The sequence below is a fragment of the Campylobacter vulpis genome, from assembly GCF_014217995.1.
Lineage (GTDB): Bacteria > Campylobacterota > Campylobacteria > Campylobacterales > Campylobacteraceae > Campylobacter_D > Campylobacter_D vulpis.
Genome location: NZ_CP041617.1, coordinates 809,350 through 825,731 on the forward strand (window position 1 = coordinate 809,350; position 16,382 = coordinate 825,731).

General features: G+C 35.6%; 9 protein-coding genes. 6 read left to right on the plus strand and 3 right to left on the minus strand.

Going from position 1 to position 16,382, the window contains the following annotated elements:
* Positions 1-220: 220 nt before the first annotated feature.
* The 3 genes from CVULP_RS04170 to CVULP_RS04180 all read left to right on the plus strand — a co-directional run bounded on the left by CVULP_RS04170 (position 221) and on the right by CVULP_RS04180 (position 3,327).
* Positions 221-1,417: an ATPase domain-containing protein gene (locus CVULP_RS04170; RefSeq protein ID WP_099507633.1), complete on the plus strand. Its 1,197-nt coding sequence runs from the start codon at positions 221-223 to the stop codon at positions 1,415-1,417.
* Positions 1,414-3,000: a DNA primase gene (dnaG, locus tag CVULP_RS04175; protein WP_180753075.1), complete on the plus strand. Its 1,587-nt coding sequence runs from the start codon at positions 1,414-1,416 to the stop codon at positions 2,998-3,000. Before CVULP_RS04170 ends, dnaG begins: the two co-directional genes overlap by 4 nt.
* Before the next feature lie 195 nt (positions 3,001-3,195).
* Positions 3,196-3,327, plus strand: coding sequence for a hypothetical protein (locus CVULP_RS04180; protein ID WP_257874400.1), 132 nt, complete (start codon positions 3,196-3,198; stop codon positions 3,325-3,327).
* A gap of 4 nt (positions 3,328-3,331) precedes the next feature.
* Here the strand turns inward: CVULP_RS04180 and CVULP_RS04185 are convergent, their stop codons facing one another.
* Entirely contained in the window at positions 3,332-3,598 is a 267-nt protein-coding gene (locus tag CVULP_RS04185; RefSeq protein ID WP_099507635.1) for a hypothetical protein, read from the minus strand.
* Between the two features lie 631 nt (positions 3,599-4,229).
* Here CVULP_RS04185 and CVULP_RS04190 point away from each other — a divergent pair.
* Positions 4,230-5,012 (plus strand): hypothetical protein, encoded by a 783-nt coding sequence (locus tag CVULP_RS04190; protein WP_099507636.1) that lies wholly within the window; start codon positions 4,230-4,232, stop codon positions 5,010-5,012.
* 390 nt (positions 5,013-5,402) lie between these two features.
* On the opposite strand, the gene CVULP_RS04195 is transcribed toward CVULP_RS04190, so the two are convergent.
* Together CVULP_RS04195 and dcm are read right to left on the minus strand one after the other, a co-directional pair.
* A complete protein-coding gene (locus CVULP_RS04195; protein ID WP_099507638.1) occupies positions 5,403-6,284 on the minus strand; it encodes a group I intron-associated PD-(D/E)XK endonuclease in 882 nt (293 codons plus the stop codon).
* Complete coding sequence (gene dcm / locus CVULP_RS04200) at positions 6,262-7,209, minus strand: DNA cytosine methyltransferase (protein ID WP_099507639.1); 948 nt, start codon at positions 7,207-7,209, stop codon at positions 6,262-6,264. Before dcm ends, CVULP_RS04195 begins: the two co-directional genes overlap by 23 nt.
* 294 nt (positions 7,210-7,503) lie before the next feature.
* Here dcm and CVULP_RS04205 point away from each other — a divergent pair, with 294 nt between their 5' ends.
* Both CVULP_RS04205 and CVULP_RS04210 read left to right on the plus strand, forming a co-directional pair.
* Positions 7,504-14,844, plus strand: coding sequence for a PBECR2 nuclease fold domain-containing protein (locus CVULP_RS04205; protein WP_099507640.1), 7,341 nt, complete (start codon positions 7,504-7,506; stop codon positions 14,842-14,844).
* Positions 14,844-16,289 carry a hypothetical protein gene (locus CVULP_RS04210; RefSeq protein WP_099507641.1) on the plus strand — a complete coding sequence of 482 codons (1,446 nt, stop codon included), beginning with the start codon at positions 14,844-14,846 and terminating at the stop codon, positions 16,287-16,289. The genes CVULP_RS04205 and CVULP_RS04210 overlap by 1 nt, the downstream gene beginning before the upstream one ends.
* Positions 16,290-16,382 lie beyond the last annotated feature (93 nt).

Here is a 16,382-nt window from a genome sequence, read left to right on the forward strand (position 1 = left end):
TCCTTATTCAACGCGGTTGCCCACTTTAGAAACTTAAACCCTTACGGGTTTTTTCTAAAGGGTCAAAGCGTCTCATTGCGTGAGTTTTTGCAATTCTCTTGGAAAGTGAATTTAAGGCAAAACACACGGCGTGGGCTTAGAAAGTTGTGGGCGTAACTTGGGGCTGGCGAATTTACTTCCCCCGCTAAAAAGTAAATAAAAAAAGGAAAAAGGGCGGTGTATGGATACTAACATAAATTTAGAAAAAGAGCTTTTAAGAAGCTTTATCGAATACCCTTTAAAGATTGATGAATTTTTGGATAAAACAAGCTTAAAGGTGTTTTCAAAAAGTGCGATTGAGTATATACAAATCATCTTAAAGCTTAAGGAAAAAGGGCTTTTAAGCCTCAATGTTTTTAGCGAAAGCGTGAGCGAGGCTCAAAAAAAGGACGGGTATTTTTTAGACATCATAAGCCTTAGTCCCAACCCTCTCTTTTGCGATTTAGCACCGCTTTTAGCTCATAATTATAAAATCAAAAAGCAAGGCGAAATGGCACAGGCCTTAAATCATGCGAGTTTAAATAATGAGCTTTTGGATTTAAGCATACTTAGCAAGGAAATGGACGAGGCAAATGTCGAGGATTTAAGAACCCTTGATGAGTGGCTTAAATACTACGAGGACAAGCCTTTGATGATGAAGCACTCTACAAGCATTGATTTTATAGACAATGCTTTTGAAGGGGGGTTTGAGTTGGCTCAACTTATGCTTATCAGTGGGGATGCAGAAAGCGGTAAAACCACGCTTTGTTTGCAAATGCTAGAGCATTTAGCCATACGCAATAAGGTTGCGTTTTTTAGCTTTGAATTTACGATAAATAGCTATTTAGAAAGCGTAAAAAAGCAAAATAAAAAACTCCCTTTTGATAATTTTTACATCATTAACGATGGCTATGAGATAAGCGAGGTAGCGGCTAATATCAAAAGGCTTTATAAAAAGGGCGTTAGGTTTTTCTTAATAGACTCACAAATGAGGCTAGAAGTAGGATCGCATCATAAAATTACCAACATAGAACAAGCAGAAAGCTTAAAATTTTCTACTCTTGCTAAACTTTGCCATAGCTTAGAAATCTTTATAATGCTCATCATACAAACAAGCAAAAGCGACCCTGAAAGCCCAAGTGGGAGTAAAAAAGGCGAACACGAGGCAAGTATCATTTTAAGGCTTGAAAAAATAAAGCCTGAAAAAAGCGACACCGCTCAAGCTTATAATGAATTTGACGAGTTTAGGCGTAGCATAAGCTTAAAGAAAAACAAGCAAACGGGAAAGCATTTTAAAAACATCATAGGCTATAAGCCTGAAAAAAGGATCTTTTATAATTTAGAAGATAAGCCCAAAGAGGTGCTAGACTTTAACGAGCTAAGGGAGGATATATTTTGATAGCGAATTTAGAGGAGATTAAAGCAAGGGCGGATATTTTAAGCGTTGTGGAGGCTTATATGCCCTTACAAAAAAGTGGGAGTTTATATCGTGGTTGTTGTCCTTTTCATAGTGAGAGAACGCCTTCTTTTATGGTCAATACTAATAAGAATTTGTATTTTTGCTTTGGCTGTAATGAGGGTGGTGATAGCATTAAATTTATACAAAAGATAAATCACTGCGACTTTAGCGAGGCTGTGGAGGAAGTGGCGAAAATTTGTAGTATTAGCGTAAATTATGAGAACAATAAGCACGCTTTTAGCCGCACCGCTTTATATGAGAGTATGGAGGCGATAAATGAGCATTTAAGGGCAAATTTAGAGCAAAATGAGGCTGTGAAAAATGAGCTTAAGGAAAGGGGTTTAAGCGAGGAGGATATAAAGAAATTTGAATTTGGCTATTATGAAATAGAAAAGTTAATTTTACATTTAAGAGCGAAAAATATGCTTGAAAATGCGATCAATTTAGGCGTGATAAACGAGGATAAAAAGCGAGGATTTTATTCTCATTTTGATAAAAGAATTACTTTGCCTATTCGCAGTGAAACGCACAAAATCATAGCCTTTAGCGGACGCATTAGACAAGGCGTGAGTAATCCAGCAAAATATATCAATAGCAAGGAAAGCTATTTGTATAAAAAATCCTTCACGCTTTTTAATCTCTCCAATGCTAAAACTTCTATCGTAAAGCGTAAGGAAGTGATACTTTGCGAGGGGTATTTCGATGTGCTTGCCTTAAGAAAATTTGGCTTTGAAAATGTGGTGGCAAGCTGTGGGACGGCCTTTAGCCTTTCGCAACTTAGCATTTTGCATAAAATGTCAAGTGAGCTTAAATATATACTAAGTTTTGACAAGGATAACGCTGGGGAAAATGCGAATTTAAGAACGCTAGAAATCTTTTTTAAAAACGGCTTTTTTAATGTCAGTGTGAGAGTGATAAGCAAAAAAGTGAAAGATTTTGGCGACTTTTTAAGGCTTGGTTTTGAGAGCGTGGAAAACTGCTATAAGGATTATGAGGGCTTTGAGTATTATATAAAGCTAAATTTAAAAAGAGCGAACGAGGATAAAGAGAAAATCCACGCCTTTTTCAAGCAAGTAAAACAGCTGATTAGTAATCAAGCAAATTTCTTTTTAAAAGATACTTTGATAAGCAAGGCGGCTGAATATTTTGGCTGCGAAAAAAAGGCTTTTTTGCAAAATGAAAGGCTAGAATATGAGGGGAATTTCACGCTTTTGGGCGTTTTGGTGAAAAATATACTTGTTAATGAAAAGGCTTTGATTTTAGCACAAAATTATTTTAAAAGTGAGGATTTTAAGGAATTTAGCACTTCTCTTAAGGCCTATTTTGAAAACGGGGTTTTAAGCAGGGAATTGATGAAACTTAGTTGCGATGAAAGGCTTAAGATTTTAAACGACGAGGAGTTAAAAGAGTGCTTTAAGGCTTATAAAAAAGAGCTTTTAAACAAAGAGCTAAGCAAGGCTAAGGCTAAGGCTAATGTAGGTCTTATCATAGAGCTAACAGAGCGGCTTAGGGAATTAGCTTAATGCTAGTTGCTGGCTATGGCGAAATTAAATTTAGAAAGGATAAAAGATGAGTATTATTTTAGGAATTGGTGCTGTGGCGTTGGTGCTGTGTTTTGTGGCTTTAGCTTATGGATTTTATAAAGAAAAACGAGCTTAAAAGACGGATAATGGGACAAGTGGCGATTTATGCGACTTATTATGTAAGGAAAACTAAAAATGAGCGGTGATACTATTTTATTTATAACGCTGTGGATATTCTTTTTAATCCACTTTGCTTTACTTTATTTTGTTTTTAAATTAAAAGAAATAAGCGATAAAAATGACAAAACTAGAAAAGAGGGCTTTTAAGCCCTTATTTTCTGTCCCAAACGCTGTCATTATCATCGCTAAAGACTGAACCTATCATATCTAAATTACTTTGGATATTAGCCTTATTTTCATTATAACGCTTATTCTCCTCCGCCCATTGTGCTTTGGCTAAATTTAAGCCCTCTTTGGCGATTTTGACATTTTGACGCCCTGTGCCAAAGGCATTATCAAGTGCGGAAAAGACTGACCCCACGCCGCTTAAAGCCGTGCCTACTCCCATTAAAGCAGGGTTTGATAATAAAGATAACATTTTAAATCCTTTTCATAAATTTTAAAAAGTGTAAAAAAACGCCCCTTTTTTTAAAAGGGTTAAAAATCTGCGTAAAATTATACATAAAATTTTATGTATTTTCTTTCTTAACCCTTTTTTAAAAAGCTTAAAAGCCTTAAAATATTTTTAAAATTTAAAAGATGTTTGTGAGTAAATTTAGGCGAGAGCTAAAAACTCTTTAAGCGTGAAATTTAAAGCCTTTCAAGTTTCTAAAGTGCTTAACTCTTGCCGAGTGTGAAAGCGTTTTAAATTTCTTAAGGAAAGTTTAGGCGAGAATTCAAAAATTGCTTATTCAACGCGGTTGCCCACTTTTGAAGCTTGAAACGCTTAAGGCGTTTCTTTTCAAAAGGGTCAAAGCGTTTCATTACGCTAATTTTTGCAATTCTCTTGGAAAGTGAGTTTAAGACGAGGCTTTGGGACGGATTAGGCTTAGAAAGTTGTGGGCGTAACTCGGGGCTTTTGCGTAAGCAAAAGGGTGGGGACGCCTTTAGCTTTTTTACTTCAAACGCGGTGCGTTTTCGTCCCACGCCGTGCGAACGCTATCGCTTGAGAAGTTACTTTTAGGCGAAATCGCATTTCGCCGCTAAAAGTAAATTGAAGAGGTAAAAATATGAACGCTGTGGGATTTATAAATAATTTTATACTAGCACATGAGGCTTTAAAGGATAAGAGTTTAAGCAATGAAAAAAAGGCTGAAATAGCCTTAAATTTAAGCTTGAAACTAGAGGAAGTTGAGCTAAGAAACAGGGAAATGAGCCTAAACGAGGAAAGAGCGAGGCAAGAATTTGAACTGCGTGCCTTAGAGGCCAGGAATAAGTATGAAAGTGCTAATGCTGAATTAGTCAAAAGCTTAGTCCAAGCTCAAGCTATGATAAAAAGCGTATGGGATAATGCAAATATCAATAAATGTAACGCTTTAGTAGGGCTTTTTAATAGCGTGATGAACGCGCAAAATACCAATAAAATCGATAATTGGGAAGAGATCTTTGAGGAGATAAAAAACGCCATTTATGCCATAGGAAAAGATAGCGATAATAAGGGAAATAGAAACGATATGGTTGAGCAGTTTAGACCTATACTAAACTCCATAACGCAAGGAATGGATAATATCAAATTCATAAACGAGAGCTTAAGACAAGTAGCTATCGTCTCTCCAAAGCTTGAAGTATGCGTTAATGAGGGCGTGATACTAAGAGGCGTAACGCTTTATAATAGTAGCGGGTATTTTCTAATCGAGGGACGCAAAATCGAGGGAGATACTTATCTTTTTAAAAGCGAGGAATTAGGTCGTAAGGTCGTCGAATATGTATGCACAAACGAAAAAGGCGAGGAGGTCAAAGACACCATAACGCTTAATGTAATCCCTGCTAAGATTGATTTAGAGGGGATATAAGCTAAAGGGTATTCTAGCCCCCTTAAAAGGGGGAGGCTTAATAAGCCTTGACTACTACTAAGCAAAGTAGTATAATTATCACTAGAATTTTATAGTTCAAACTAATCACCGCCTCTCAAAGCGATTATTAGTGCTAAAGGTGGCAGCCTTTAGCACTCCACCCGTTGAAATTTTAGCAAAATTATCTTTAATTTTCTTTTCTTTTCTTTCACTTCTTAACCCTTTTTTTAAAAATGCAAAAATGCAAAAAAAGACTTTTACTAAAAGGCTTATTTTAAACGCTTGAAAGCGTTTTTTCATTTGAAAAAAATCGTTTCGTTACGCAAGATTTAAAATAAGCTTTGAAAGTGAATTTGAAAAAGGATAAAAATGACGGCGGAGATGATAGCTTTAAGCTTTTTTAGTTGCGATTTGCTTGATAATGTCCCAGTTTTCTTTATATTTTTTGATTTGTTCTAATTTTACTTTCGCACATTTTTCATCATCAAAACTATCCGCAAAACTCATAGGGATAAGATAGCAAATGCCTACTTGCTTATCCACTGCGGCATAAATATCACAATCCTTGCTAGTAATTCTTTTGCCTTGATTGCTTTTGTGCTTATAGTCTATGCCCTGTCCGCCTCTATCCCTATCTTTAAAGCTTATAAGCCCTCCTGTGATGCCCTTAATTTGTATGCGTAAAAGAGTGCCGTTATAATCGACTATTGCATCGTAACGACTACTTCTTACATCAACGCTTGAGGCGTTAAATCCTGCTAAAATAGCCCTCGCTATAAATAAAAACTCCGCACTATCTCCTGCATTAGAAAGCATAATGCCTGAATTAATTTGAAGCAAATTTGCCTTAAAGCCGTCCATAGAAGCAAGAAATAAGGCTTTTTCTAAAATTTTGCTTAGTTTGTTTTGTATGAATTTAAATTGTAACTCGCCTGTGTTTTCTTTGATGTAAGCTAGGCTTTTATCTTTTAACTGCCCTAAATCTAAGCCTTTAAAAATATCTAAAAAAATTTGCCTTTCTAAAAAGTGTAAAAGGTCGTTTTTATATAAGCATTCTTGATTTGCAAGGATTATAATTTTGCTTTTTTGGTAAGATAAATTTGCAAAATCCTTTAAAATTTTTTCTTTAAAAGCTTCATTTTCGCATTTTTCTCTAAAACGCTTTTTTAGATAATCTTTAATTTGCATTTCATTAAAAGGGGAATTTTTAAAGCCTCTGGGCTTTTCGTTAAAGGCTTTTATGTTTTCTTTAACAAACTTTTCTAAGGTCATTTTTTAAAGCCTTTTTTAGCTCTTTTGCGATATTTGCTATCACGCTCACAGAAACGCTGTTGCCTATTTGCTTATAAAGCGTGGCGTTTGAAAGTTGTGAGGGTAAAATAAAGCTATCATCAAAGCCTTGAAACCTCGCACACTCTTTGGGCGTGAGTTTTCTTATATCATCATCTAGCACTAAAGGCACATTGTGTCCGCCTGTTCCCATATTTGCCGTTAAAGTAGGACATAAATTATTCTTATTTTCTCTTACATAATGCCTTCGCCATTGATACAAAGTTTCTTTACTTTTCATCTCTTTTTTAAGCTCGGCATAATATCTGTGCGAAGTGTAGTAAAAGCTTTTATCCACGCCTTTTTCTAATAAATCCTTAATCTTTTGCGTGAGTTTAATTTTAGCAGGGAAATGAAAGCTTTCATAAGTGTGAAAATCTAAAAAGCCTACAATGTAAATTCTCTCTCTATTTTGAGGGATATTGCCATATTCGCTTGTATTTAAAATTTGATATTTTAAAAAATAGCCCCGCTTTTGTAATTTTTCTTTAATCGTTTCAAAGGTTCTGCCCTTATCGTGCTTGAAAAGATTTTTGACATTTTCTAAAAAGATAATGCTAGGCTTAAAATGATCTAAATACCTTAAAATTTCAAAAAAGACATTGCCCCTTTCATCGTTAAAGCCCTTTTGATACCCAGCCACGCTAAAGGCTTGACAAGGAAAACCAGCTGTTAAAATGTCAATTTTGCTTAGCTTTTTTAAATCCACTTTTGCTAGGTCGTTATTAATAATTTTGTGTTTGTGATTTGCTTTATAAGTGATACAAGCTTTCTCATCTAACTCTACCGCCCACGCAGTTTTAAATCCTGCTTTTAAAAAGCCAAGCTCAATGCCGCCTATCCCTGCAAATAAACTGCCTATCTTCATCTCTCTCCTTAAAATGCGAAATTTTAACGCAAAAATATAAATCACTTCTTAACCCTTTTTTAAAAAATGCAAAAATGCAAAAATGCAAAAATTAAGGCTAAATTTAAGCCTTTTTAGCGTGAAAGTTTAAAGGGAAAATCAAAACGCTTTCAACTTCTACGCGGTTAATCACAAATGAAGCTTAAACGCTTGAAAGCGTTTTTTCATTTGGATTAAAGCGTTTCATTATGAAAGATTTTGATTTTCTTAAAAGCTTTAAACGCGTAAGAAAAAGTAAATTAAAAAAGGATACTTATGACTTTTGATTTTGACAAGGCTTTAGAAGCTGGGTATAACGAGCAAGAAATTTATAATTTTTTAAAAGACAATAATGAAAAGCAAAATTTGGGTTATGATTTTGCAAATTTGGAAAAAAAGCATAAGGATTTTAACGCGGTTTGGCAAAGTATCAAAAACGGCGATAAAGGGCAGTTGAGTGAGGCGGAAAAAGAGGAGCTTGAAAGGCAAAAAAGAGCGGATTTACTAGCAAAAAGAGAAGCGGAAAATAAAGCTTTTGAAGCGGAAAAAACTGCCTTTTCTAAAGAGCTTGAAAAGGGGCGTTTTTTCAAAAATATGGCTGAAGGTTTGATAGATGATTTTGTCCCGGTTGAGCTTGATAAATATGCCTTTAAGGGGCTGAATAAATTAGGCCTTGATTTAAAAACAAAAGAGCAAAGGGATAAATTTGACAAGGCTTTTTTAGCGGAGGCAAAAGAAAAGCTAAAAAGTGGCGATGAAAATCTAAATTTCGCACAAAAAACGGCCCTTTTTAATAGGCATAAAAGTAGCACGAAAAGAAACATTGAGCGTGAAAAGGCTATGCTAAAGCTCGAAAATAAAGAGGACAAATTTAGCAAGGAGGAAATGGAGTTAATCAAGGAGGATTTGGGCTTTTTCAACACGCTTTTTAACGATAGAGCGGAAAATATCAAGGAATTTAAGGAAAAGCGAAAAAGCGAAGCCGTGATAAATGAAGAAATAATCAAGGCTATGAATACCTTAAAGCAGTTTGATGAGGGGAATTTGTTTAGAAATGCTCTTTTTGCCGATGAAAAAGAGGCTTTGGCTTTTAAGCAAAATATGCTTAAAGACGCTTATAAAATAGCGGAATTGCAAGGCTTTGATGATGTAGGGCTGGATAAGGAGGGCGAGCTTTATTTCATTAAAAATGAAAAGGGAAAAGAGCAAAAATATCTAGTGAATACGGGCTTTTTTGATAATTTTTGGCAAAGCTTTTTTGAGGATAGTAAGCACGAAATAGGAGGTGCTATCATAGGGGGACTTGCTGGGACTAAAAGAGGCAAAACGCCCTTTACAAGGGGACTTAATAGCGTTATCGGTGCGGCTGTGGGAAGTGCTGGGGGAGGCTTTATCGATGCAAAAATAGCCGACATGAAGCTAAATAAAGAGGCAAATTTCAAGGCGAATTTAGAATACGCCTTACAAGCAGGCTTATTAAGTGCTGCTGGTGATACGGCTTTAATAACGGCATATCACTTGGCAAAACCTGCTTTTAAGGGTGCTATTAAAGGCGTGAAAGGCACTTATAATTACGCGAAAAATCATAGCGTTTTAGGGCTTTTTAGTAGTGTTCCTACGCAAAATATAAGTGCGGCAAATAAAATCATCGATGAAGTTTTTACGCCTGAAATGAAAGAGGAGTTAAAACAAGCACAAAAGGAGTTTGGCGGCGGCGTGAGGGGGGAGGACTTAGCAAGCCCTGTCTTTGAAAAATTAAAAGAAAATTTTGCGAAAAAATACGGACAAGAGGACGCTAAAACGCAAAAAATAGCAAAACTTGCTGAAATTTTTAACGCAAATTCCTTAAAAACGAAGCAGCAAGAAATGCTAGACTTGATAAGAAGTGATAAAGACGGCTCTACTTTAGCCTACTTGCTTGAAGTGGCAAAAGATGATGTGAAAATCCAAAATAATCTTAAAAATATGCTTAATTTAGCGTCCGCAAATGTGGAAAAAAATCTTAAAAATCTTAACATCAATCCGCGCGAAATCAAGCAAATTTTAGATGAATTTGAAGCGGGGAATAAGACTGCGTTTAAAGAGGTAGAAAGTCAAATCGCAAAGCTTTATAATGATGATATAAAGGTCGTTTTAGATAGAAATGAATATGAAAATATCAAAAAGGACTTTTTAGAAAATGGCGTAAATTTAGACGAAATGACGCCTTTTTTGAGGGACTTAGAAAACAATGTTTTTTCTAAAGAGGGCGTTACTTTTTCAAAGCTGAATAATTTTAGGAAAAATCTTAATTATTACATTTTCAACAAGGACAAAACGCCAAATTTCATTAACACGCTTAAAAAGATAGCCCAAACGAGCTTAAAAGCGGAGATTGATAGGGGGATTGATAATATCTTTAAGGAACTACCAAACGCTTATAAGCACATCAAAGAGCTTTATTCTACTAGCCTTAAAGACTATGCCGCGATGAAAGAGCTTGGTGAGAGCATTAAAAATCTAAAACTCCAAGACACGCAAAAAAGTGCCGATGAAGTGGTAAATTCTTTAATCAAATATGCCAAAGGACAAGGCGAAAATGGCGTAAATAATTTGCAAAAAATCAAGGATTATTTAGGCGAGGAGAATAATGCCTTTTTAGAAATGCAAATACTAAATCGCCTTTTTAAAGAAAGCGTTGTGGAAAATGACAGAGCTAAGCTGCGTGTTTTTGATAGTGAGGGCTTTTTAAAGAGGGTTAAGGAACTAGTGGGAGATACCCCCGCTCCGTTAGGGGCAAATTTAGAGGCTCGTGCCTTGAGCGGAGCATCTCAAGGACCTTCTAAACAAGAGAATTTAGCTAAATATACTTTAAATAAAGATGAAGCTAGGTTGTTTTTAGAAAATTTAAATGGTGCTAAAATCCCAGAAAAGCTAAATATAGAAGACTTTATAAAAGAGCTTGAAAGCGTGGAAAATAAGGAGAATTTCATCACGCATTTAAGTAAAAAAGAGGACGCAAAAAGCCGTTTGGCTTATCTAAATTTAGTCAAGCCGACTTTAGAGGAGGCGGATTTGATTTTACAAAGTGGAAAAAGGCAAGATTATATTAAAAAATTTAGAGATGAAAAAGGCTTTTATACGCTTTTAATCACTGAGGAAAATGGAAAAAGGCTTATTACTTTTTTGCCAAAAACAAGAGAGGATTTTATAAAAAATAAAATTGATAACGCTAGCCTTATCCAAAGTTTCACTAGCAGAGCAAGTAAGCAAGGCAATGGACTTGCAAATGAAAGTATAGCACAAAATGCTGATTTTGGCGAAAATTTTGAGGGCTTTAAAGGAAAAGAAGCGATTGAAAAGCTTTTAAAAGAGCAAAGAGGACAAGTCGCAAATGCCTTTTATAAAGAGGGCTTAGGGGAGATTGACTTAGTTTGGGGGGATAGCAAAAAGGGCTTAAATCACATTTTAGAGCGTAGGAAAGAGGACTTTATAAAGCAAGGTTTAGATGCAAATGAGGCTTATGAAAAGGCTTTAGAATTTGTTGAAAAAATTCCGCAAATCATAGAACAAGGCGAAGTTAAAATAGGTAAAAATAGAGCCTTTATAGATACAAAAGAAAATCGTGCTTTAATAGCCTTAGATTATAAGGGTAAGGATAAAAAGTGGGTTATAACTGCTTATAAAATAAACGACCCTAGCCAAGCCGATACGCACTTAACTAGGCTTAATACTAGCACTTCAAGCGTGAGTCGTGCTAGTGTCGTTGATGAAAGTATAACACAACCGCTTTTTAAAAGCAAGGAAGCAAGGGAGTTTTTAGAGCAGTTAAGCCCAAGTGCTATGCCAAAACAAATAAGCATAGATGAGTTTTTAAGCACGCTTGAAAATTTTAAAAATAAAGAGAATTTTTTAAGACATATCGAAAAAGACCCAAAAAGAAAGGATTATTTAAATCTTATAGAACCGACTTTAAAAGAGCCAGATATCTCTTTTAAAAAGCTTGAAAATGGAGTGGATAAAGAAAAATTTATCAAAAAATTTAGCGATGGAAAGGACTTTTTCTACCTTTTAGCAACTAAGGATAATAAAGAAACCATTTTAACCGCTTTTAAAACGGATAAAATCAATACCATTTTAAAAGAATTTAACGCCGACATTATCCCTACTTTCATTCGGCAGGGTAGTAAAGGCAAAGCCGCAGGGACTACCACTGAAAGTATAACACAACCGCTTTTTAAAAGCAAGGAAGCAAGGGAGTTTTTAGAGCTAGTGGAGGGCTTTGATAAGCTGTATAAAAATGACGCTTTAATAGCCAAAAGCCTCACTCACGCAACAAGCGAAAAGCTAGGCACGAGCATAGCTACAAGTGCGGAGGGTGCGATAAAGCAAAAGGTGGTTAAGGGTGCTTTTGATCCTATCTTTAGACTTTTGCCTGATGGCATACTTTTTGGGCTTTTTTCAAAGCAAATTCAAGGAGGGGCGTTAAGGTATCATCTAAAAAAGGCTTTAAGCAGAAGTTTAAATTATGATGATTTTAAGCTAAAGTTAGAGCGTGAGCTAAAACGCACGTATTTTAATTCTAACACAAGCCGTTTGATAAATGAGTTTCTGCAAAACTTAGATGAATTTAACGCCGAAAAAGAGGCAAAACTCGCAAAAATAAGGGAGGAAGAGGAGTTAAAAAGGCTAGAGGAGCAAGCAAGGCTAAACAAAATAAAAGCCGAGCAAGAGCAGCTTTACCAAGCACAAGAAGAAAATAATTTAAAGGACATTTTAGAAGCAACGCAAAGTCCGCTTACTAAGATGAGTGAGGAACACACACTCACAAAAGAAACGCAAAAAGAGTGGTTAGAGACTTTTGGCCTTAAAAGTTTAGATGAGGACTTTATCCCAAATTTACCGCATGAGCTAAAAGAGGCTTTAGGCAAGGAAATAAAGCTAACAAAGGGAAGTTTATATAAAATCGTAGAAAAAGGGCGTGAAAAATATATCCCACAAGTGAAGCAGACTTTACAAAGCCCAGACTTTGCTTTAAGAGATAGAGATAATATGCTCATTTTAGCGAAACAAATCGAGGATAAGCAGTATTTTACAAGCATAAATTTAGAAACGAAAGACTATTTTATAAGCATTTCAAATGCACCGAAAAAAGAAAATATTTTAAAAAATAAGGTAGAAAACGGGGCGAAAATACTCTATCAATCTCCAAATGCCAAGTCAATTTTTTACACTGATACACTTTTACAGACTGACAAATCTTCAGCCAACAAGATTGACGAGGAAAGTATAGCACAAAAAGCCGATTTTGGCGTAAATTTCTCTGGCTTTAAAGGCAAAGAGGCTATAAACAAGCTTTTAGAGGAAAAAAGGGGACAAGTCAAGGGGGCGTTTTATAAAGAGGGCTTAGGGGAGATTGATTTGGTATGGGGGAATGATAGTTTTGGGCTTAAGCATATTTTAGAGCGTAGAACGCAAGATTTTATTAATCAAGGTTTAGAAAAAGATAAAGCGGAATATAAAGTCAGGCAGCTTTTAAACGAAATACCACAAATTTTAGAAAATGGAAAGATATTATCGCAAAATAACGATAAAATCGAGCTTATTACAGACAAATACACACTAGTCTTAGGCTTAAGAGATGATAAAAAATTTATTGTAACGGAATTAATAGACAAAAGAAATAAGAAAAGGCTGGAAGCTATGCAGACAGGAGTCGGTGATAGCTTTACAAATGAACCGCTAGCAAAAACGCCTCTTTCACAAAACCAGCAAGAGATTATACCACAAGAAAGTAAAAGTATTAAAGAGGAGGAAATCAAAGAGTTTTTAAAAAATTATGGAGAACAGATTAATAGCAATTATCCGCAAGAAACAGCAAGGCTAATGCTAGAGCAAAATAAAAATAATGGCATTGTTTTAAGCGGATTTGAAATTAAAGGGAAAGATTATGACCCACAATTAGAGCTTTTAGAGTTTAAGAGTAAAAAAGCCCAGCGTGAGTTTGAAACCTTGATGAAAGGCTACGATACAAAGGGCGATTTTTTGAAATTTGAAAAAATGGGAGTTTTTAAGCCAAACGATGATGCTTTTTTACAATACTTAAACAAGCATAAGGGCGATCAAAATGCAAAACTATCCTTAGCTTATAATCTTTCAAAAGACTTAATTCGTATGCAAGGCGGAGGGCGTTTAGACGTTTTTATAACTAATTTTTTAAGGCAAATGCACATTTTAGAAAATCAAAATTCTACGATTTACCAAACAAATCCGCATTTAGGAGCGGGTTTAGTGGGAGGCACACTCAATGGCGTAGAGCAAGATGAAAATGGAAATTTGAGCTTTGATGCTGAAAAATTTGCACTGGGCTTTTTAGGGGGGAGTTTAGGAAGTAAGGCGGTAGGGGTGGGCTTTAAGCATTTAGAAAAAAACCCTGAATTAAAAGAAAAAATTATCAATGAATTAAGCGATACGCTTGCACTTGGATTTGAAAAAGCTAGGGAAAAATATCTTCTTTTAAGCTTACTAGAGCCGCGTTACATCGTGCAAAATGAAAGAGGTAGGAAAATTCAAGCAAAGGCTATGTTAAAAGAACTTGAAAGCGAGCAAAAAGGGCTTTTCAATGTGGCTTATAATGGAAAAAATGCCACGCTAATCAAAAAGGATTTAGAAGCGGTTGAGGAGGCAATAGCCTTAATGCAAGGAACACGCTATAAAGGTGCAAAACACGAAAGAATAAAGCATTTAACCGACCCTAGCAAAGAGGGTTATATCACGGATTTAGAATTCGTCAATTTAGGCAAGAGCATAAGGGAGTTTTTAGAAAGCTATGAGCCTTTCATAGATAAAAACGGAGCAAGAATTTATGAGTGGGAAAACAAAGATAGGGTTAGATTTAGAGTTGTGGTTAATGATGTAGCGGATATGGACTCTAACCCCACCACCGCTACGGAGGAAATTATAACATTTTATAGTGATAGAAATCTTAAAGACAAAATGAAATTTAAAAATCCTCTCTTAAATGAAACCATAGCACAAAGCACAATGCACGGCGAGGCGTTAAGCAGGGAGCTAGAAAAGAGCTTTTTAGATGAGAGTGGGAAAATTGACGAAAAGGCTTTAAATCATCAGGCTTTAGACTTACCAAAAAGCTTAAGCGAAGAGGAGTTTTTAAATCAAATTTCTTTTAAAGATAAAAAAGGCTTTAGCAAGGTTAAAACACCTATTGGGGATATAAGTGTGAATTTAGCACACGCTTGGAAGCATTTACATAAAGGGAATACCTATAAAAAAGATAGAAGTTTATATAGCGGAGCGTTCCTTGATACCCTTACCGACCCGCTTTTTGTCGTTAAGCAAGAATATACCCTTAATCCTAAGTTGTCTGCGAGAGCTAGGGAAACGCAAAATAGCAAACTAGTGCAGAATAAAGGCAAGGAAAGTATAACAAAAGATTCTTATGTGTTTTTTAAGCCTTATAAAATCAAAAATAAATTTAATTATTTAATAGGCTATGCTTTAGATATAAATGGCGAAATTATCAACACGACTTTTATACCGATGAATAAAAAGGATTTTGGAAGGATTAAGAAAATAATGAGAGCGAAGCTTTTATATCAAAAATCAAATGAGGCTTAATGGGCTTAGGAAAATTATTATTAAGACGCAAGGCGAAAAGGTATAAAAGAGAAGCTATCAATAAATGGCGTAAAATTTGTGCTAAGTATGAAATGAGCGAATTTATGAGCGGGGAAAACTACGCTGGGTGGTGTGAGTATCCTGCGGATAAATATGGCTGGGCTAAGGCTAGAGCTAGTGGGGGACTTTTAGGCTTTATAGCGGGGATTTTGGATAATCCGCTTTCTTTAGGGGCGTTGGCACTTGGGGTCGTGGGAGGTGCCATTATAGGGGGGATTTTGGGTAATGTCGTCATAGCGGCTAATGCTGTGAGTTTTGTGGCAATGCAAATTTACGCAAAGCAAGTTTATAGAGCCGAGCTTAATGCGTATTTTGAAATGGCGAAGGCTTATAGTTTAACAAATATAAGCGAGGCTAGAAAAGAAAGAGCGGCAAATAGCGAGGCTTTAAGCAAAAGCGTGATTTACGGAGGATATGACATCTACGCAAATGGGGCGGTTTATAATAATAATAGGCCTGGAAGGGATACAAATTTTTTAAGTGGCGAGGCTTTTGATACCACAAAAGGGATTTATGGTAATGTTAAAACTTCTCCGCTTGATGAAATGGTGCAAAATAGAAATGGGCTTAATCTAGCAGGAGGGGAGGCCTTTCACTCTTTAAGCTTAAAAAGTGAAATCCCCTTAGCTAAAAGCTTAAATGAAAGGGATAATTTTACAATGACAAAAGAAGCCTTTCACGCTAGGGCTTTAAAATCGCAAGAATGCTTTAATGAGCTTATTAAAAATGGCTATGGACTGGGGCTTGGAAATGACTTTTTAAAAAGAGCGTGCAAAAAAATCGATGAACTCACGCTTTTAGGCTATAAAATCAATCTTAAAAGCTGGGATTTTTTAGAAAAAAACAAGGCTTATAATAAGGCCTTAATGCGTGAATTTGACACGCTGGAATTAAAGCATTTTAAAAGCCAAGAGGAAATCGAAGCAGAGTATAAAGAACACGAAAAATACAAAAATGAAGCCGATAAGGCTATAAGTTTGATTAATAAAAAAGAGCACTTATTAAGCCTTTTAAGCGATAAAGAGCATTATTACGCTTTAAACGGAACGCTTTTTAACTGGGATTTTAAGGTCAATGAGGCCTTTTATAAAATGGGCGAAAAATGTGAAAATGTTCTGGCTGAAATTTTAGAGAGTTTTGAGACTTATAAGGATTTAAGCAAGTTTGTGGATATGGCTTTAAATGTTAGGATAGAAAAAAGAAGCCTTAAGGAAAAGCGGGAATTTGCATTTTATGTCTTTGAAAATAAGGCGTATTTTGTAGAATTTAGCTTAAAGGAAAAAAGCGAATTTATAAAAGAGCTTGAAAGCTTGGAAAAAAACGCCACAAAGATCGATATAGAGAAGTATTATAAAGAAGCTAAGGATAGCGAGGAGGAGGCTTAGATAAGGCGTAAAGCTATTTTTGAGTTAGAGCAATAACGGCATAAAGGCAAAGCGCACAGAAAGTGGTAATCGCAAATATAGCAGTAAAAAGAG

Bases quoted from the DNA above. Each gene is read 5' to 3' on its own strand.
- CVULP_RS04190 (WP_099507636.1), top strand. From the start codon at position 4,230: ATGAACGCTGTGGGATTTATAAATAATTTTATACTAGCACATGAGGCT.
- CVULP_RS04195 (WP_099507638.1), bottom strand. From the start codon at position 6,284: ATGACCTTAGAAAAGTTTGTTAAAGAAAACATAAAAGCCTTTAACGAA.
- CVULP_RS04170 (WP_099507633.1), top strand. From the start codon at position 221: ATGGATACTAACATAAATTTAGAAAAAGAGCTTTTAAGAAGCTTTATC.
- CVULP_RS04210 (WP_099507641.1), top strand. From the start codon at position 14,844: ATGGGCTTAGGAAAATTATTATTAAGACGCAAGGCGAAAAGGTATAAA.
- CVULP_RS04205 (WP_099507640.1), top strand. From the start codon at position 7,504: ATGACTTTTGATTTTGACAAGGCTTTAGAAGCTGGGTATAACGAGCAA.
- CVULP_RS04180 (WP_257874400.1), top strand. From the start codon at position 3,196: ATGAGCGGTGATACTATTTTATTTATAACGCTGTGGATATTCTTTTTA.
- dcm (WP_099507639.1), bottom strand. From the start codon at position 7,209: ATGAAGATAGGCAGTTTATTTGCAGGGATAGGCGGCATTGAGCTTGGC.
- CVULP_RS04185 (WP_099507635.1), bottom strand. From the start codon at position 3,598: ATGTTATCTTTATTATCAAACCCTGCTTTAATGGGAGTAGGCACGGCT.